This window comes from Agathobaculum sp. LCP25S3_E8, from assembly GCF_052117165.1.
In the GTDB taxonomy this organism is placed as follows: Bacteria; Bacillota; Clostridia; order Oscillospirales; family Butyricicoccaceae; genus Agathobaculum.
Map to the genome: position 1 here is coordinate 1 of NZ_JBQKJR010000039.1, position 19,616 is coordinate 19,616.

At 47.1% G+C, this 19,616-nt stretch carries 15 protein-coding genes and 1 pseudogene; 10 read left to right on the forward strand and 6 right to left on the reverse strand.

Going from position 1 to position 19,616, the window contains the following annotated elements; genetic code table 11:
* A partial coding sequence (locus ACTQ34_RS12455) for a hypothetical protein (protein ID WP_441364106.1) occupies positions 1-187 on the forward strand: 187 nt, incomplete at its 5' end.
* 521 nt (positions 188-708) lie between these two features.
* Here ACTQ34_RS12455 and ACTQ34_RS12460 read toward each other — a convergent pair.
* Positions 709-1,197: a helix-turn-helix domain-containing protein gene (locus ACTQ34_RS12460; protein WP_441364107.1), complete on the reverse strand. Its 489-nt coding sequence runs from the start codon at positions 1,195-1,197 to the stop codon at positions 709-711.
* Between the two features lie 405 nt (positions 1,198-1,602).
* A pseudogene (locus ACTQ34_RS12465) lies at positions 1,603-2,367 on the reverse strand (IS110 family transposase); the annotation flags it as partial.
* Between the two features lie 448 nt (positions 2,368-2,815).
* Between ACTQ34_RS12465 and ACTQ34_RS12470 the strand changes: the two are divergent.
* From ACTQ34_RS12470 to ACTQ34_RS12480, 3 genes are all read left to right on the forward strand, one after another.
* Positions 2,816-5,302: a C2 family cysteine protease gene (locus tag ACTQ34_RS12470; RefSeq protein ID WP_441364108.1), complete on the forward strand. Its 2,487-nt coding sequence runs from the start codon at positions 2,816-2,818 to the stop codon at positions 5,300-5,302.
* 23 nt (positions 5,303-5,325) lie between these two features.
* Positions 5,326-6,639 carry a GNAT family N-acetyltransferase gene (locus tag ACTQ34_RS12475; protein WP_441364109.1) on the forward strand — a complete coding sequence of 438 codons (1,314 nt, stop codon included), beginning with the start codon at positions 5,326-5,328 and terminating at the stop codon, positions 6,637-6,639.
* A gap of 72 nt (positions 6,640-6,711) precedes the next feature.
* Positions 6,712-6,993 carry a macro domain-containing protein gene (locus tag ACTQ34_RS12480; protein WP_441364128.1) on the forward strand — a complete coding sequence of 94 codons (282 nt, stop codon included), beginning with the start codon at positions 6,712-6,714 and terminating at the stop codon, positions 6,991-6,993.
* 515 nt (positions 6,994-7,508) lie between these two features.
* Here the strand turns inward: ACTQ34_RS12480 and ACTQ34_RS12485 are convergent.
* The 3 genes from ACTQ34_RS12485 to ACTQ34_RS12495 form a co-directional block, all read right to left on the reverse strand.
* The gene (locus ACTQ34_RS12485) at positions 7,509-8,063 is read right to left on the reverse strand and encodes a helix-turn-helix domain-containing protein (RefSeq protein ID WP_441364110.1); all 555 of its coding nucleotides are present in this window, start codon (positions 8,061-8,063) and stop codon (positions 7,509-7,511) included.
* 832 nt (positions 8,064-8,895) lie between these two features.
* Positions 8,896-9,141: a type II toxin-antitoxin system death-on-curing family toxin gene (locus ACTQ34_RS12490; RefSeq protein ID WP_441364111.1), complete on the reverse strand. Its 246-nt coding sequence runs from the start codon at positions 9,139-9,141 to the stop codon at positions 8,896-8,898.
* The gene (locus tag ACTQ34_RS12495) at positions 9,138-9,377 is read right to left on the reverse strand and encodes a type II toxin-antitoxin system RelB/DinJ family antitoxin (protein ID WP_441364112.1); all 240 of its coding nucleotides are present in this window, start codon (positions 9,375-9,377) and stop codon (positions 9,138-9,140) included. The genes ACTQ34_RS12490 and ACTQ34_RS12495 overlap by 4 nt, the downstream gene beginning before the upstream one ends.
* Before the next feature lie 323 nt (positions 9,378-9,700).
* Between ACTQ34_RS12495 and ACTQ34_RS12500 the strand changes: the two genes are divergently transcribed.
* The 5 genes from ACTQ34_RS12500 (at position 9,701) to ACTQ34_RS12520 (ending at position 17,297) form a co-directional block, all read left to right on the forward strand.
* Entirely contained in the window at positions 9,701-11,692 is a 1,992-nt protein-coding gene (locus ACTQ34_RS12500; RefSeq protein WP_441364113.1) for an oxidoreductase, read from the forward strand.
* A 61-nt stretch (positions 11,693-11,753) separates the two neighbouring features.
* On the forward strand, positions 11,754-12,632 hold the full coding sequence (locus ACTQ34_RS12505; protein ID WP_441364114.1) for a LysR family transcriptional regulator: 879 nt from the start codon (positions 11,754-11,756) through the stop codon (positions 12,630-12,632).
* 397 nt (positions 12,633-13,029) lie between these two features.
* Positions 13,030-13,860: a BglG family transcription antiterminator LicT gene (gene licT, locus ACTQ34_RS12510; RefSeq protein WP_441364115.1), complete on the forward strand. Its 831-nt coding sequence runs from the start codon at positions 13,030-13,032 to the stop codon at positions 13,858-13,860.
* Positions 13,861-13,960: 100 nt separating this feature from the next.
* On the forward strand, positions 13,961-15,844 hold the full coding sequence (locus ACTQ34_RS12515; protein ID WP_441364116.1) for a beta-glucoside-specific PTS transporter subunit IIABC: 1,884 nt from the start codon (positions 13,961-13,963) through the stop codon (positions 15,842-15,844).
* Between the two features lie 22 nt (positions 15,845-15,866).
* A complete protein-coding gene (locus ACTQ34_RS12520; protein ID WP_441364129.1) occupies positions 15,867-17,297 on the forward strand; it encodes a 6-phospho-beta-glucosidase in 1,431 nt (476 codons plus the stop codon).
* Between the two features lie 188 nt (positions 17,298-17,485).
* Here ACTQ34_RS12520 and ilvA read toward each other — a convergent pair whose 3' ends face one another.
* A complete protein-coding gene (gene ilvA / locus ACTQ34_RS12525; protein WP_441364117.1) occupies positions 17,486-18,697 on the reverse strand; it encodes a threonine ammonia-lyase in 1,212 nt (403 codons plus the stop codon).
* 192 nt (positions 18,698-18,889) lie between these two features.
* Between ilvA and ACTQ34_RS12530 the strand changes: the two genes are divergently transcribed.
* On the forward strand, positions 18,890-19,615 hold the full coding sequence (locus ACTQ34_RS12530; protein ID WP_441364118.1) for a hypothetical protein: 726 nt from the start codon (positions 18,890-18,892) through the stop codon (positions 19,613-19,615).
* Position 19,616 lies beyond the last annotated feature (1 nt).

Below are 19,616 nucleotides of genomic sequence, written 5' to 3' on the forward strand. Positions count from 1 at the left end.
TGGCGAGATTCCCGCCCGCTGTATACAGGCATACCGTACTGATCTGGCCTTTTACACCAACGGGCGGAGCGTATGCCTTACAGAGCTGAAAGGATATCAGGCCGCTGTCGGCGAGCCAATCATCCAGCCCCGTCGTCCAAACAGCCGTTTGGATAAGGTGCGCCATATGTTCAGTAAGATTCCTTGATACGCCACAGCAAGGATGGTTATTGCATTTCCCTGCCTTTCGTGGTAAAATGTAGTTGTAAACCACCAGAGAAAACAACAACCCTGCTACCCCCCGTTATCACCACCGATAACAATTTGATAACAGCCCATCGTATAGGGCTGGATAATATGGACACATCAAATAATCAAAAAAATGAGGTATCAAATTTATGAAGCAAAATCCGTTAAATATGATGCCCAACAACGAGTGGGAATAAGCAAAAAGTGGATATGAGGGTCCACAAACCCTTGAAAACACTGACTTTTTGATCTTTAAATTCCCCATTTGATAGCAGATTGATAGCACTCGCCAAATCCCGATTTATTGAGTTTGAAAAGAAAAATCGGGTGGCTTGCGAATACGCAGGATTTTTATTCTAAGAGAAAAGGTCTAACTGATTTTTGCTAATCAGTTAGACCTTTTTTGTTTTGCTCTCATTTATCTGAATTTTCGCATTTCGTGCAACAAGTGGCCTTTCCTGTGGCCTACAAGTGAGAGGGTCAGATCAGGCCCTCCGGCGGCACCTTGGCACGGATCTGGCTGCTGTCGTACTCCGGGTAGTGGTAACGCCAGTGGTCGTACTCCTCCTGAGATATCTCACCGGCTTCCAATTTGGCCGCCTGTTCCCGCCAGGCCCAGAGCATTTCATGCAGCCGGGCGGCGTCCTTGTTTTTGCAGAAATCCACCTGTAAGGCAAGCTCACCGTCCTGCTCCGTGACTCTCAGCCCGTAGTTGTCCTCCAGGGTAAACAAGGTGTGCATGAGCCCCACATAGGAGTCTATGTCCGGGACGGAGAGCGCATGGGGCGAGACATCCCGTACTTGGGCCAAGGCAGCGGTAAGGTCTGCCTTTGGGGTTCTTGATCCTGTTTCGTACTGAGCAAGGCGCACATCGGCAGACTTCTCCGGGAAGCCTAACGCCATGCCAAGATATTTCTGTGTCATCCCACGCAGGAGACAGAAAAAGTGAATCCGTTCGCCGATCGCCATATCATCAACTCCAATCTTTGGTTGTCTTTAGAAAAAGCGTAGCAGAAATGCTTAGTAAAGCCAAGGGAATCCTAAACAATTTTATTTAACTTATTTGCGCACTCCAATTGGCATAAGCTATTATGCTTAGTATGATGATAATGGACTAAGCGCATCGGCTTAGCGTCAATAAAAAAAGGAAGATTAACTATTAAAAGGCAACCCCGAAAATGAATGGTGGGGGGTGAAAACAGATCCGTTCAGAAAAGGTATAGCAAAGCTGAGGTCCGCAAGGCCCCCGGCGTAGGCTAACAGGATGAAATTACTCCGCCAGCTGGGAATAGGGTTGTCTGGATTTTTCCATAGCAAATATCAGACGAACCAACTTATTGGCGGCATGGGAAAGTGCGAATTGTAGTGTTTACCCTCAATTTCAGCTATCTCGTTATCCAGTCCCCGGAGCATTCGGATGGTATGCTGCAACTCAAGGGACTTGGCGGACATCCATGAGCCAATAAAACTCTTGGCATTTTTTCGGATTTCCACAGCGATATCCTGTTTGTAGCGGTCATTTGAGGCTGTTTCAAGAAGCGCTTTCAGACTTGTCAGATGTACTCCGGCAATCTGCTTGGCGCTGAGGAACGCCTCCAGTAAGGCGTAAACAGAGACCATGTGAAGCATGGTAACCAGCTTTTCCAGTTCGGGAAACAAGATGCAAACCAATCGAGAAATAGAGCTTTTCAGCTTTGCCCGTTCTTTCACCTTGTCAAAACGGTATCTCGTGAGTGACTTTAATCCCTCGTTGTGGTATGCTGTCTTTGTGTAGGGTTTGAGGTCCACATCGGACAAAAGCATAGCCGCAATTATGCGTTCATCTACTCGGGCTGTTTTGGTTTTTCTGAGGCTGAGTCTCTTCCGGTAGAGGTTTGTACGCAAGGAGTCCAAGACATAGGTGGCTAGACCGTTGTCAAGAAGAAAACCAAGCAGGTTATAGCTGTAATACCCGGTTGCCTCAAGCCCTACTTTTATTTTGTCTTGGAGTGTAGTGCAGTCCCAGATTCTCTCCAGCAGCGTATAAAAACCATGTATGTTGTTGGAGACGGTTAACACATCCGCCAGGGCTCCACCCTCCGAAGTTACGATAAAACAGTCATGCTTATCCTTTGATACATCGATACCAACAGAAACTATCATACGGAAACCTCCAGCGGAAAATTTGTGATGCTCATCCACAGTGCACCTTACTTTTGTAGACTTGTTCCACATAAACCGTCTGGCGGTATTTAACTGATTAACAAAATTGTAAGGGGCTGTGGTTGGAACCTTTCTTGAACCATCTTGTGGTAGGAGGCTGACACCAATCCACAGCATCCCTTACAGTGTAGCACAGCTCTTGGAGAGGGGTTCTAATCACTACTACTCTATAATACAAGGATGCCGATAGAAGATTTTTAGGCACTATCCGCTGGCAAGTCCAGCGTATCTGGTCGTACAGTAAGGGATTGCTTTCTTGCATTTTTGGTGGGTTATGTGGTATGATTAGGAAATAATCTATTAGCATTACAGGCCGATGTATGCGGTCTTTCTATATCGCTGACCAGATGGGGTAGGATAACTTCATGAGCTAGGAGTGAAAAAAATGTGCAATCCGTTGCAGAAAATAGAGCAGGTGCAGGCGCAGGCGCCGATTGTCGTACAGGCGGAACAGCAGGAAGTAGAGCAGGTGCAGACGTTGGCCGTCCAGCAAATACAGCAGGAGCAGGAACAGCGAGCACAACAGGTACAGCAGACGCAGCGGCCCGCAGCGCCGGTCGATGCCGCGCCCACACGGACACAGCGCAAAAAGAAAACAGAAGAAGTTGCGCCGCTCAGCCGCGATCAGGTGCGTGAAAATTATTCGGATGTGCGGAAAAATGCATTTCAGGAAAATCTTTTGCAAAATGTCCAATTAGATATGAAACTTCGCGGCAGCAAGCAGTACAAAGCGGTAATGGATGCTATCAAAGCCTACGCTTCTATGAATTTGGAATCGACCAGCACGGACAAGCAGTCCGTGGCGCTGGCCAAAGCCCGGAAACTGCTGCATCGGCACCCAGCGACTCCGGATGCGCAGGATCCTGAAAGTGTTATCATCAACCGTTACCGGCTGTATTTTGATACCTTTACAGATGGGCAGCTGGAGCTTCCTTCGGATATGGAGCAGGAATGCTGTGTGGATTACAGTCAGAAGGAGTTTGAACGAACGTCAATCGCAGCTGGCATTAAGCCCAGCTGGGTAGATATGAAAGATCAGCCCTTGTTTGCGCACGAGCCATCTGTCAACGATGTCCAACAGCGCTTGCTGGGCGACTGCTATCTGGAAGCCGCAATTAGCTCACTTGTGCTCAATACGCCGGAAAAACTGAAAGAGTGCCTGAGGGACAATGGGGATGGCACCGTAACAGTGCGCTTTTTCAAAAAGGGTTGCGACGAGATAATAGACCTACCGACATTTGTCCAAAAGAGAGCCTTAGAATCCGATCCCACAAAGCTGAGCGATCAGGATTTACTAGTGCGCCTGTTTATGGATTGGAAGAAAGTGAATAAGACGGAAGCAGACCAAATATCAGAAGCATATATCAATCATCGCGATAATTTGGGAAGCGCGCTGCAGAGTACGCCGGAACATATAGAGAAGACTCTTGAGCTCTCTGAGCAAATCCTTCAGGAGACAGATAAGCAGAAAAAGGAGGAGCTGGAAAAAGAACTAGAGAATTTACCCAAAAAAACGTTTGAATTGGCGGTAGAACGAATTGGTCTGCAGGACTTGCTCCACAGTATGGATCTGAATCATCTCCCACAGGCAGAGGCCCTGGCCGCCCAGGTGTGCGCGGATCCTGAATTCGCCCCCATGTTGGAGACGATTAATCAGGCTCGGCAAAGCGGGTTGAAGGTGACAGAGGTGCTGAAGCAGATGGTTCAGCAGTTTGAAACAGTTACTCCGATCATAAACCGGTTAAAAACCGAGAAAAAGGAGCTGTTTGATCTTTCGCAGAGCGAAGTGGCTACGCATCCGGTTTATGTGACAGTGAAAAAGACAGTGCCGCGTCTGGCCGGAGTGGATGCTTACACCGCCAATTCGTTGTGGGTGCAGATGATCCAAAAAGCCTATGCCGCGTCCGGTCTACATATCAAAGATAATGAGAAGCGGGCTGAGGGAAAACGTAATTACAAACAGATCGAAGGTGGGCACAGCGACGATTTCTTAGAGACGCTAACCGGTATCCCCAAGAAGCGGGTGAGTCAACAAGGCATTACCCCGTTGGAACAATTTGTAGGCCTAGGTGGTGATCTAGATCCGCTATCCATGACATGGAGACAGAATGAAATGAAAAGCACTATGCAAATCGATCCGAACATGATTACGGTAGTGCAAGTCGGTTTGCACAGTCAGCTGGAACACCGTTATTTGCGCAGCTATACGACCAAGGGCGAGCAAGTTCGATATGCCAAGTCAGCGCTTACGATTGAAGATTTACGGGAAACCATGGTGGATTGGAGGAACTGGAAATCAAATCCAGATTATTATATGAATTATCTTCGGGATGTTCGGAATGAGCATCCTGATGACGATGAATATGTTGACGAACAGATGCGCAAGATTGCCGATTATATGGAAAGCTTTTATGCGAATCTGGACATACCCGGACTTGAGTACCGTCGTTTTGCCCAAAACGTGGATGGCACGCCCAAATATACACGCTGGGCCGCGATGCAATATGATGCGATGCGGCAGGCATTGGAACACGGCAAGCCAGTTTCGGTAGGCACGCAGAGTTTTATTCCGGAAAAAATACAGGGACATGGTCTGAACGGAGAATCGATGGAGGCTGGGTTTGTGCAACAGCATGCCTATTCGGTGGTCGGCTGCGAGGAGATTGACGGCAGAAAATATGTTACGCTGCGCAATCCTTGGGCGCGTATGGAGCGGAGGTATGTTAAGGTAACCGAAAAAGACGGACGCGTGCACTATGATGTGAAGGCGAACACACAGGGCCTGTTTGCGCAGTCCGACAACTCCGGCACCTTCCACATGGAGCTGAATGATTTTATGAATGCCGTAGATGATATTTATTTTAACGAATAACGGTTGGAAAGGAAAAAGCAGCTATGGATGAAATTTTGGTACGCCTGCTCCGCGGAGAGGAGCGCAAACAGGCTGCGCCGTTTCTGTTCCGCAGCCAGCAGGCAGCGCTGCAGCAAAATGGGCTGGTGCTTGCGGCTTATTGTGGCGATGTGATTTGCGGCGCGGCGGGAGTGTCGCCCGGCAATGACGTGCTGCGCCTGCTGACCCTTTTTGTAGCGGAACCTTATCGTCGTCGGGGGGTGGCTGCTGACTTGCTGCGGGAAGTCGAAAATGTGGCGCGCACCATGGGGTTGCCGCAGATTTACGTCGCGTATTCCTGTGCGCCCGAGCAGGCCAGAGCACTACACAGCTTGTTTTTGCGCCATGGCTATCTGCTTCCGGAGGAAGGCGAAACCCTGTTCCGTCTCCCGGTCGCCAACTTGAAAACTAGCTATTTTGCAACGCTTCCCACGCCGTCCGTAGCAACGCAGGAGCATATCATGCCCCTGCGCAGTCTGCCCGCGCAGGCAGCGTTGGCGTATTCCCAGCTATCACAGACGGATGAACTGTCCTTCTTATCTATGAAGCATGCGCCGGGCAAGGTACTGCCTCCGCTATGTCTGGCCTATGTACATAACCAGCAGATCTGCGCGCTGTTAATCATGTGCGAGGCGAATGGATGCCTGCATATCAGTGGTGCTTATGTGGCACAGGCAGAGTGGGGGAAGGCTCTGGTAGCGCTGTTGCAAACGGCGTTCCGCACGATGCAGGAGAAGTATCCGCAGTATGACACCCTGACGGTAACGGCAGCCAGCAAGTCTAGCGAGCAGTTGATCGAGCGATTGCTTGCAGGTGCGATGTTGGCACGGCAAACCTCTTATCAGACCAGCAAGCTGGTGCCGCCGGATGCCCTGATTTTCCCGCCTGGTTTTGGCGGTGTGATGGCGCGGTGCAACACTCTGACAGAGGAGTTGGCGGCGCGGGGTGTTGCCTCCCGGCTGGTGATGACGGAAGGTGAATTGCCGTATCTGGAGTTGGATATTGCACAGGGCAGCCCCTATGCGGCGCTGTACTACAAGGTGCAGGGTGACGAGGCCTATGAGAGCTTCCAGCTCAGCGCTGTGGTGGATTTCCCGGCGGATGGCATGGATGCCGCGCAGCAGGACGCATTGTGCGCCCGCATGAATCAAACCGGGTCGGCAGAAGCGTTTGTGCTCAAGATGCAGTCGACATACATCCGTTTGTATGATGCCATTCAGGAAGAGCCAAGGTTCGAATACCAAAAGGTGGTAGATGAATTTATCCTGCCGTATTTGGCACAGGCGGAACGCTGTGCAGCGTTGGTAGACAATCGATAATGTGCTGTAGCATAAAGCGGGAACGACAGTGCAGTCGCGCAAAAGAGCGAGCTTTTCTAGGGAAAGCAGACCATCGAAAATGTAACCACCGCCCTGATTGCAGTAGTTGATGCAATTCGAAGGAGGGGACATTGTGATACACTCTGTGTTCCACTCATTGGCTCGGGGAGAACTGCAATACGAGAAGCAATAAAGAAAATTGTAAGCCAAAAGACAATCGATTGCTTTGTACAATCTGAGGATAAAGTTGTTAGTAAACTGATTGTTTCTATCCATCCAAAAGATTATCTTAACGGAGAGATTGATTTAGATCGAGTAAAAAGATACCTTAATTACAAATTTGAATTTTGTTGAAAATGGATTATAGACTTGCAAATTCGCGTTGGACACCGTGAATAGAAATATATCGCGTTAGAAAATGAAGTTAATCTTTTATACTCGAAAATACCAATGCGCTTTTGTTTGTTGATGTCTCGTATATTTGCTATGAAAAAAACATTTGATTTGTTATAATACCCCTAAACCACCCAATCGTTCATCTCAAGCAAAACCCTTGATAGGATGGCTGGGATAGATTTTTGATAGCAAAAGTCCGAATAGACCTTAGGATAAGGATAATCTGCGTCAAATTAAATCACGTCAAATCCTCTATACAAAAAAGTTTAGAAATGGATTCAACTCGGCGAGTGGGAATGGCGTCCAAAAGGCTAAAACCCGCACAAATACAGGCTTTTTGACCTGTTGCTTTGCTGAATGATACTGAGATGAGACTAAAAGTATCTACCGGTTGAGTTAGGCATTATTGCAAGGGACAAGCAAAACCGTCCTACTGAATTTGTCATTCAGTAGGACGGTTTTTTTGCTTGTCCTTATTTATCTTTCCGCCATGGAATACTAGGTTCGTGTTTCCCGCAATCGTCACAAGTATCCGGCCAATTAAGTTTCCATTCAAAATATTCCTCTGGGGTGATCTCCTTTGCTTTCAGCTCTTGTTTGCGCAGTAACCATTCTTTAAGAAAATCATTTACTGGAAGAGAGTCAAAGTAGATTCCCACAGGCTCACGGGGAGGCCAGTCATCGCTGTCGTGATACAGTACAAAATTGTCATATAAATTATAGGAATCAGGATACCGATGCATCTGAAACAAATTGAGAACACCAGTAAACTCTTCTTCCAGCCATAATAGATGATGGAAAAACGCCTCCATAGAGCCAGGCGCATGGTCGTAGAAGTTTTGCGGATTGACAGAAAGCGCCTTGGATATTAGGTCGAGGAGTTCTTTTTTAGGCGCTCGGTAGTTGATTTCATATTGCGCAATCCGATTTTCTGCACCCTTATTTTCGAGGCCTACTTCCATAGCTAACTGCTTTTGTGTCATGCCTCGAAAAGTTCTGATTATCTTGATTTTATCTCCTACAGTCATGAATACACCGCCTTTTATAAATAGTATATCGTACGGCAAATGAAAAAGCAAGGATTTAATTAACAAAAATGCTAATATAATATGTATTAGCTTTAATGTTAATATAAAATAACTGTTATCTAATTAACATATATGCGAATAAAAGGAAGAACTATTTTGATCACCAGTTATTTATTCATACCGATGAAGTTGCTCTTGTCTTGATGGAGCAAAGGCCTATGCCTACAAAGTGGTGAGAAACTTGGACAAGGAACTCAAGGAAATTGGATTTATAAAGAAGTGGTGTCTCTACAAGCGCCTGCGCTCATCGTTAATACAGAAGCTGGCAGACAGCACACTAGACCGATGCTCAATATTTTCGTCATCTTTGTCATGTTACTTTGACTACGCCGGTTTTACCTCAATCGACATAATCTTGCATAAAGATGTCAAAAAAATTTACATTGCCTTGGTAGGGAGGCGCTACGCAAATCCTTGACAACACTCGACAAGAATGAATATAAATCTTCGATATCACTCGATATGGATAAAATATAGAGCATCGCGTTATTCTCGACCAACATAGGTATAAGCACTTTAAGAACGCTGTGGAGCATATCAGGGCATATGCAGTAGTCAGGTTTTTAACGTTTTTTTTAAAACAAAGCAGGAGAGACAACAATTTCGTTATCTCTCCTGTGGTAGAACAACAATAAGGATTATGCTATAAGTGCTGTTTAAGCCATTGCAGCAAATCTTACTCTTTTGCGGAACCGTCGGCAATGTCAATAAAAATCTCTGTCAGTTCGCTCTGCTGTAGATGGGGCATATAACCCTCTACTTAAGCAGAAGCTTACACCATCATGGCACCGATGCGCTTATTAGCGTCTAAAAACGCATGGTTGGCGGCTAATCCAAAACCAAGTTTGGCAATTTCCTCAAGGTCGGTTGGAATCAATTCTGTTCCGCCAAAAGACAGGAGTGGTGAAGAGATAGCAGACTTCAGAATATCTCTGTCTCGCAGCCCATCCAGGCCACCGCTCTTTTCAATGACATAGGAATGGATGGCAATCGCATTGTCTACTGTAATCCAGATCATTTGGCCATCCTCTTGTAGTCCTGGGCGAAAGCGCTTAAAATGTTATCTGCATCGGACAGCATCTGTGCATGTGTTACCGTGGACGGAAGAGAATTCGATTTTACAGAAAACGGCATACAATGGGCCCGCCCAAAGGTATTTGCTAATATATGAAAGGCAGTAGAGGTGGTCATGCCTAGCAGAGCGCAAATCTCCGTCATTCTGGCCTTGGTTTGACTATCTAACCGAAATGTCATGTTAGTATCTATATAGTATACCTCTTTGCACTACAAGTGCAGAACTTATCATGTGCAAAGTCAACATTTCGATATTTTTGCTCTTTTTGTCGGTTTGATAATGAAGAAACAATTTTCATGGAACGCTTATCTTACTATTGTGTAACCTTTTTTTCAAACAAGGTCTAACTCACACCCGAAAAATATGAAAACGACTGACATCATTTTATTTCCATGTGGAAAGAATCTTCTGATACCATTCCTTTATCTTTTTGATATATGATTAAATAAAGTGCTGCACAGGTGTTCCGCAGTTTAAATCTATATTTAGGGAAGGAGTTATCATGAAGTACAAAGAACTATTTTCTCCTGTCAAAGTAGGAAGCATTACATTAAAGAACCGCTTCGCAATGGCACCAATGGGGCCTCTGGGTCTTGCAGATGCAAACGGCGGCTGGAATCAGCGGGGAATCGACTACTATGTGGAGCGTGCCAAAGGAGACACCGGTCTGATTATCACTGGAGTCACATTTTTCGACCAGATTGTTGAGAAGCAGGACCCTTCGAATGTCCCAAACCCGCTTTATAAGCCGGTCCATTTTGTTCGGACAAGCCGCGAGATGACGGAACGAGTTCATGCATACGGAAGTAAAATTTTTCTGCAGCTAAGCGGTGGTTTCGGACGTGTGACGATTCCAACCAATGTGGGTGACATTCCTCCCATCGCACCTTCTCCTATCCCGCACCGCTGGCTGGACAAAATCTGCCGTGAAATCAGCGTCGACGAGATCCATGCCATTGTGAAACAATTCGGAGAAGCCGCATTTCACGCAAAACGCGCCGGATTCGACGGTGTGCAGATCCACGCCGTACATGAAGGATATCTGATGGATCAGTTTGCAATCTCCCTGTTTAATCAGAGAACAGATGAATACGGCGGCTCTCTTGAAAACCGTCTTCGTTTTGCAAAGGAAGTTGTAGAAGAAATTAAGAAACGCTGCGGACAGGATTTTCCGGTTACTCTTCGTTTCAGCGTAAAGAGTATGATCAAGGATTGGCGAGTAGGTGCTCTTCCGGGCGAGGAATTCGAGGAAAAGGGCAGGGATACTGAAGAGGGGCTGGAAGCCGCAAAACTTTTGGAATCCTATGGTTACGATGCACTGGACACAGATGTTGGAACCTACGATGCATGGTGGTGGAATCATCCGCCGATGTATCAGGAAAAAGGGCTGTATCGGAAATACTGTAAAATGGTCAAAGAAGTCGTAAATATTCCTGTCTTCTGTGCCGGACGTATGGACAATCCGGACATGGCGTTGGAAGCAATCCAAAACGGGGTCTGTGATGTGATTGATTTGGGACGTCCGCTTCTGGCCGATCCCGACTACTGCAACAAACTGAGATCCGGGCGTCTCGGTGAGATTCGTCCCTGTATTTCATGTCAAGAGGGCTGCATGGGCCGTGTTGCAGAATATTCCCTGATCAACTGCGCCGTCAATCCTCAAGCGGCAAGAGAACGAGTCACAGCCTATGAACCCATCATTCGGTCCAAAAAAGTGCTGATTATAGGCGGAGGCGTCGCTGGATGCGAAGCTGCAAGGGTACTGGCCATAAGAGGTCACAAACCTGAAATCTTTGAAAAAACAAACCGTCTGGGTGGCAATCTGATTCCTGGAGGAGCACCTGAATCCAAGGAAGATGACATCGCATTGGCCGACTGGTATACCAGAGAACTAAAGCGCTTGAATGTACCCGTCCATCTGAATACTGCATTGACAAAAGAAGATGTCCTAAACGCAGATTTCGACACGCTTATCGTTGCTACCGGATCTTCGCCGAAAGTATTCTCTCTGGACGATGACGAACATGTATATACTGCCTCTCAGGTACTCTTGAAGGAGAAGGACTGCGGAGATTCGACCGTTGTTGTCGGCGGGGGGCTGGTCGGCTGCGAGACAGCACTCTGGCTCGCACAGCACGGTAAAAAAGTCACAATCGTAGAAACGCTGGACAAGATCATGGCAGTAAACGGTCCGCTCTGCCATGCCAATAAAGATATGTTGGAGGCTTTACTGCCCTTTAATGGAATCGACATTATCACCGGAGCAAAAGTCACGGGTTATCAGAACGGTGTCCTGACTGCTGTCGGAAAAGATGGTGAGAAGCAGATTTCCTGCGACAGTGTAATCTTGTCAGTAGGCTATAAGGAAGAAAATTCTCTGTATCAGGAACTAGAATTTGAAGTGCCAGAAATCTATCTTCTTGGAGATGCGAAAAAAGTTTCCAACATCATGTATGCAATTTGGGACGCATTTGAAGTGGCAAACCATATTTGAATCTGCTAAAATAAAGTAGTGTACGAGATGTACACTACTTTGTTTTTCAGGAGAATGGGGAATGGATACAATGCATCTGGAATATTTCCGAAGTGTTTATGAAGAAAAAAGCATACATGCTGCGGCAAAGAAACTGTTTATCTCACCGCAAGGGCTGGGGAAAATTATTCAGAACCTGGAAGCAGAATTCGGCACAACCTTTTTCAACAGGACAAAGAACGGCGTATTTGCTACGAAAAGTGGGGATCTTTTTTATGAACAGTGTGTAAAAATCTGTAAGGATTTGCAGCTGCTGCAATCCCGTATGGAGAGGATAGAAGAAGACCGATTGCTGAGAATCGGTTTCGCCACTGGCACACTCCAACTGTTTCCATTAAACATTCTTTATCAGTTCATTGAGATGCATCGGGAAATTCAGATTCACTGGTGCGAATATTCTAACCAGATTCTGATTCAGAAGATTCTTTCTTCTGAAATAGATTATGGATTCGTCGTTGGAAATGCCCATGCCGGCAACTTGGCACAAAAGCTGCGCTGTGTTTGTCCTGTTGTTCTGCTCGTCTACGAGGGTCATCCTTTATATAACGAGAAAGTCATTTCTCTGGATATGTTGCGCAATGAAAACCTGATCCTCATGAATGAATCTTTTCAGATCTATCACGACTTCATTGTTGCCTGCCGTATACACGGTTTTGCACCGAAGGTGATTGCAAAGACCATGGACGGAGGCACACTTTACAGACTTTGTACAGAAAAATCGGGACTCGCTGTTACTCCGCTTTTCCCCATGCAGAATTATTTACATGTGAAAGCTATTTCTTTGGCAGGGGATTACACATGGGAAATCTATGGGAGTCGCAAGAAGGATTTAAACATTAGCAGCGAACTCGCGCTTCTGGAAACATATCTGGACGAACAGCTCCCAGACTGTGTCTTATAGATATGAGAAAGATAATTTCAAATTCAGCACAAGTAAACCGGTTTTTTAATTGCGTGGTACCAAATATATTTGCCTTCGTTTAGATATAATTCTGAGAAATTGCATTATTTCAACTTAACGCTGTATGATAGATCTGGTGAAATCTAATTGGATTACAGCATGTTGCATGATTCTTTTGTTCATATATTGTGTAAATATCCAAATAAAACCAGAGAAATTAGATTGCAATTGACATTTTTGCGCGGTCATCATATAATAAAATATGTAATAGGGTTGTTACTGGTGATGCAGGCTATACCGTTGCAAAAGGGATGTATATCTTCTTTGGCATATGGTATTTTTTTTATGCCATAAATTTTGAAATTCCGGAGAAATACATCAAGCAGGTGATAGAACGGTGAAAATTGAGAAAATTATCAATAACAATTTGGTTCGTTCGATCAATGATAAAGGACAATATGTCATTTTAATGGGGTGCGGCATCGGATTCCAGAAAAAAATCGGAAGTGCGGTGGATGAGAGCAAAATCACTCAAGTTTATACCTTGCAGGACAAAAACAGTAAGCTCGAAGAGCTTCTGACCCGAGTCCCGGAGGAATATATTCAAACGGCAAATGAAGTGATTAGTTATGCCAAGTTTTCCTTGGGGAAAAAGTTAAACGACAATATTTACATTACACTGACCGATCATATTTGCTTCGCAGTAGAGCGGTTTAAGCAGGGGATTGTCGTCAAAAACGCCCTCCTATGGGAGATTCGCCGCTTTTATAACCATGAATTTCTGATCGCAAAGGATGCGCTGCAAATCATCAAGCGCCGTCTTAATATTGAACTTCCTGAGGACGAGGCCGGGTTTATTACGCTCCACTTGGTCAACGCTACCATGGATTCTATGGATTTGGGCATCACAACTGAGATGATGCACGTAATCGAACGCATTTTGTCCATTGTAAAATACCATTTTAAGGTGGAAATTGATGAATATTCTCTGCATTATGAGCGCTTTTTAACCCATCTGAAATTTTTTGTGCAGAGGGTTTTTACCGATACCGAGATCAATGAGCCGGACAAGGGTTTTTTACTTGCGTTGAAGGAACAATATCGCAACGAATACCTGTGCACCTTGAAGGTGCGCGACTATATGATGAAGGAGTACGGAAAAGAGCTGACCGAGGATGAGCTTATCTATCTGACCGTGCACCTGCGTCGTATTACATCTAATCGATAGGGATTGTCACTACCTAGAGTAGGCTATACCCGAAACAAAACAATCTGTTTTGTTTCGGGTTTTTTATTTTTCGGAACACAAAAAAAGAGGATGAGTTTGAATGGATTACAATCAGCTGGGAAAAACCATCCTACAGCTTGTAGGCGGAAAGGAAAATGTCAGTGGATTGACCCACTGTGCAACGCGCCTACGCTTCAATCTGGTCAATGAGAGCAAGGCGCAGACCGATGAACTCAAAAAAGTGAAGGGCGTTATGGGTGTTGTCTCAAGCGGCAGACAGTACCAAGTTATCATTGGTAGCGACGTGGCAAACGTATATAAGCCGATCGTTGCACTGTGCGATATTAAGGACAGCAATGTACCTAAGCAAGAGGACAAGAAAAATATTGGCGCCAAATTCATTGACACGATTTCTGGCATCTTCACCCCCATCCTGCCTGCAATTACTGCGGCCGGCATGCTTAAGGCTGTGCTCTCTTTGCTGGTTGCCTTTGGCGTCGTGTCCAGTAGCGATCAGAGCTATCAGATTATCAATTTCATGGCCGATGCGGCATTCTACTTCCTGCCCATCCTGCTGGCAAACTCGGCAGCTAAAAAGTTCGGTTGCAACCAGTATCTTGCCATGATGCTCGGCGGTGTACTGCTCCATCCGACCTTCGTGAGCATGGTCGCAGCAGCTACCGAGAGCGGCGAAACGATTAAACTGGGCTTCTTGCCTATCTATGGCGCAAGCTATTCGTCGTCTGTTATCCCGATTATCCTAATCATCTGGTTTATGTCTTATGTAGAGCCGATTGCCGACCGCATTTCTCCGAAGGCAGTCAAGTTCTTTACCAAACCGCTGATTACCGCGTTGGTTGTCGGCATTGCCGGTCTGGTTGTACTCGGCCCAATCGGTTATATCATCGCAAACTTTATCGCGGCAGCTATCACCACTATGGAGACCTACTGCGCATGGCTGGTACCGACGCTGCTTGGCGGCTTGTTCCCGCTGCTGGTTATGACCGGTACCCACTACGGCATCATTCCGATCGGTATCAACAATCGTATGACACTGGGCTATGATACCATCGTTTACCCCGCCAATCTGGCATCCAACATCGCACAGGGTGGTGCAACTCTGGCTGTTGCAATCAAAAGTAAAGTTTCCGAGATCAAGCAGCTGGCATCTTCCGCTGGTATCACCGCAGTATGTGGCATCACCGAACCGGCTCTGTACGGCATCAACATGCGCTTTAAGACCCCGCTCTATTCCGCAGTCATCGGCGGTGCAGTTGGTGGTCTGTTTATGGGCCTGTTCCGTGTCAGAAACTATTCTGGCGGTTCCCCTGGTCTGATGACCCTGCCGTCCTACATTGGCGGCGACAGTCTGCGAGATCTGGGCTTTGCATGTGTAGGTGCTGCAATCGCGTTCGTGATTTCGTTTATCATCTCGTTTGTTCTGTATCATGATCCGGTCGAGGAGAAGCAGAAGACGACACAGCCGACGGAACAATCTGAGAAAGCGGCTTCCAGCATAGCAGCCAGCAGCTGCAGCGAGGTATATGCGCCGATCAAGGGCAAGTGCGTCCCGCTGTCCGAGGTTAATGATCCGACATTTGCGGAAGAGATCCTGGGCAAGGGCGTTGCAATCGTTCCGGCTGAGGGGAAGGTGTTCTCTCCGGTGCAAGGCAAGGTTGAGATGGTATTCGATACCCTCCATGCGGTTGCACTGACTGCGGAAGATGGTACGGAAATTTTGATTCATGTGGGTTTGGATACAGTAAAACTAAACGGCAAACACTATAAGGCATGTGTCAAGAGCGGAGATTCGGTCAAGGTTGGTGATCTGTTGCTGGAGTTCGATCCCGATGCCATCAAATCGGAGGGCTACGACGTAATTACACCAGTCATCGTAAGCAACAGCGGCGATTTCGGTGATATTCTGACGGTCACCGGTCAGGATGTACAGCCTGGCGACAGTATCATCAAAGCCATCCGTTGACAACACAGTTTGGAAAGAAGGTATTACATTGAAATTTCCTGATAATTTTCTTTGGGGCGGCGCAACCGCGGCCAACCAGTGTGAAGGCGGTTGGGATCAGGGCGGAAAAGGTTTGAGCGTAGTGGATGTCGTACCCTGGGGAGAAAATCGTCGTCCCGTCATGAGTGGTAAAATGGATTACCGCTCACTGCCCGCTGACAGCTACTATCCGGGCAGAGTCGCCATTGATATGTATGGGCACATGAAAGAGGATGTGGCACTCATGGCGGAAATGGGCTTTAAGTGCTATCGTTTCTCGATGTCTTGGGCGCGTATTTTCCCCACTGGTATGGAAGCTGTACCGAACGAAGCCGGTCTGCGTTTTTACGAAGAACTCATTGATGAACTCATCCGCAACCATATTGAGCCGGTTGTGACCATCTGCCACTTTGACATGCCTATCTATCTAGTGGATACTTACGGATCCTGGAAGAGCAGAACAGTCATTGATGCTTATCTCAAATACTGTCAGGCCATCTTTGAGCGCTTTAAGGGAAAAGTACACTACTGGATGACTTTCAACGAGATCAATATGCTCATGCATCTACCTTTTATGGGTGCGGGTATTCGCATTGAGGCAGGGGAGAATAAGGAGCAGGTCAAGTATCAGGCAGCACACCATGAGCTGGTTGCGTCTGCGCTGGCAACCAAGCTCGCGCATGAGATTGATCCGGAAAACAAGATTGGCTGCATGTTGGCAGCAGGACAGTTCTATCCATATACCTGTGATCCGGACGATGTGCTGCAAGCCATGCAGAAGGATCGAGAAAACTATTTCTTCATCGATGTACAGTCCCGCGGCGAATATCCCTGTTATGCGAAGAAGTATCTCGAGCGTCAAGGCATTAAGATTGAGATGGAACCGGGCGATCTGGACATACTAAAGACGTATACCGTGGATTATGTGGCGTTCAGCTATTACGCTTCGCGTCTAACTAGTGCAAAACCGGTAGACGGTGCGGAGACTGCAGGCAACGTGTTTAAGTCCCTCAAGAATCCTTATCTGAAGGTAAGTGAATGGGGCTGGCAGATTGATCCGGTAGGGCTGCGCATCACGATGAACGCAATCTATGACCGCTATCAGAAACCGATTTTTATCGTCGAAAATGGCCTAGGCGCTAAGGATACCGTGCAGCCAGACGGAACCATTGAAGATGATTACCGCATTGAATATCTGCGTGCGCACATTCAGGAGATGAAGAAAGCGGTCTGTGAGGACGGTGTGGACCTTATTGGGTACACTCCGTGGGGGTGGATTGACTTGGTGAGCGCATCCACTGGTGAGATGAGCAAGCGATATGGCTTTGTCTATGTCGACCGGGATGACGCAGGTAACGGAACACTCGCACGTAGCCGAAAGAAATCGTTCTATTGGTACAAGAAGGTCATTGAGAGCAACGGCGAGACGCTTTGAATGCCGAAATGCAGTATTCACATGAGTTTCATTATTCTTATGTAAAACAACCTCTTTCGCGCAGACATGACAGCAAAACCATGCAACAACTGAAAGAAACAACCACCAGTGTTATACTGGTGGTTGTTTCTTTCATGTCATCAATATAAAAATTTACCATCTCTTTGTCCAAATGGCCATATCATGGCTCAGATTTGCGAGGTGAATACTTGATACCCTTGACGGCTCATTTCATCAAGCAGACGCTTTGCATGCTCAACACCGCCAACCTCACATACCACTTGAATAATTGCCTCGCCGATATCCAGATCTGCCTGCACACGATCATGCTGAAAACGAATGATATTGGCGTTCTGCTGCGCAACCAAATGCGCAAAACGTTCAAGCGCACCGGGAGCGTCCGGCATGATGGTCGAGAACTTGAGGTGACGACAACGAGTAACAAGGCCCTTTTCTACAATCTTATGGATGAAGGACACATCGATATTACCGCCGGACAACACACAGACAACTTTTTTGCCCTTAACATCAACCTTGTTATTCAGAACAGCCGCAAGAGAGGCTGCGCCTGAAGTCTCAACAACCTGCTTGCAGCGTTCGAGCAGCAGCAACACGGCGGAAGCGATTTCATCATCCGAAACGGTAACAACGCGGTCTACATATTTCTGAATATATTGGAATGTGTTTTCGCCCGGTGTCTTAACCGCAATGCCGTCGGCAATCGTGCGTACATTATCCGAGGGAGTCAATATGCCGGCACGGAAGGAGTTGGCAATTGCCGGCGCCCCCTCAGCCTGCACGCCAATCACTTGAATACGAGGATTGATCTGTTTAGCGCAAGCAGCCACGCCCGAAATCAATCCGCCGCCGCCGGCTGGAACAAAAATCATGTCTACAAACGGTAGGTCGCGCAAGATTTCGAGCGCAATCGTTCCCTGACCGGCCATAACATCCTCATCGTCAAAGGGATGAATGAATTCTGCGCCGGTTTCCTCGCAGATTTCACAGGCCTTAGCATAGGCCTCATCGTAGATGTTTCCTGCCAGCACGACCTCAGCACCATACCCCTGTGTAGCGGATACTTTGGCAATCGGCGTGGAGCGCGGCATGACAATCGTCGACTTGACGCCGACCGAGCTGGCTGCGAAGGCAACGCCCTGCGCGTGATTACCTGCGGAGGAGGCAACCACTGCGTGTAGATCACCCTCTGCATAACGCTTCATAATCTTGTTATATGCACCGCGCACTTTAAAGGAACCGGTTTTCTGCTGATTTTCATATTTCAGGTAAACTTCCGCGCCGGTCATGCCGGAAAACGTGCAGGAAGTGGAAAGCAGAATGTTGTGGATCACATTCTTTAAACGATCCGCTGCCGCCTCAAAATCTTTCAGTTCTAACATAGCATTTTCCTCAATTTAGCAAGATAAATTTATCATAACACTACCATGCCTTTTTTGCAAGAAGAAATAGTAAAAAGGTCGAAAGGCATGAATGTCTTTGGAGTGCTGATGCAGTTTGTGTTGCCATTGGAACCGCTTTTTGCTATACTAATACTTAATCATAGAGAACAGTGATGTGGAGGAAACGCAGGAATGGATGAGCAGAATAAGGGCTTCCGCGGGGCAATATTCGGCGGCTTTCGACGGGAGGATGTACTGCATTACATAGAGGAAACGGATAGTAAATACTTTTCCGAAACCAAGGAGCTGCGCCGTCAGCTTACTGAGGCGCAGGCGGCTATGACAGAGCTGAGTGAGCAGAACAAGACTTTGACCGCTAAAAACGCCGAGCTGCTGGAGCGGCTGGGCGAAATGACGCTGGATACTGATAAAATCCGCGCCCAGCTCGACCAGATTGAGCGCGGATTTTCCATGCAAACCGGGGAAATCGAAGCGCAGAATGCTCGTGCAGAGGAGCTTGCTGCGGAAAATGATCGTCTTTCAGCGGAAAACGCAAAGCTTTCGGCCAAGTGCGGGGAGTATGATGCATCCAAGGATAAAATTGCGGAGATGGAGCTTTCGGCCTACCGCCGTGCCAAGCAAATCGAGGAGGATGCCAAAGCAGAGCTGCAGAAGCTGCGTCGCCAGTCGCTTGACATGATCGATCAGGTGAAGCGGCAGTTGGACACGACCAAAGAAAACTACCGCACAGTGCTTGCACGCAGTCAGCAGGAGTCGGCCGAGATGGCACGCAAAGCGGGTGAGGTACTAGGTGAGATAGATCGGATTAGTGCGGCACTGAGCAAGGGCGAGACCGAGAAAAACAAAAGTGGATTGCGGGATGTGCTGAACAATCTGCGTCCGAAAACGGAGGAATAAT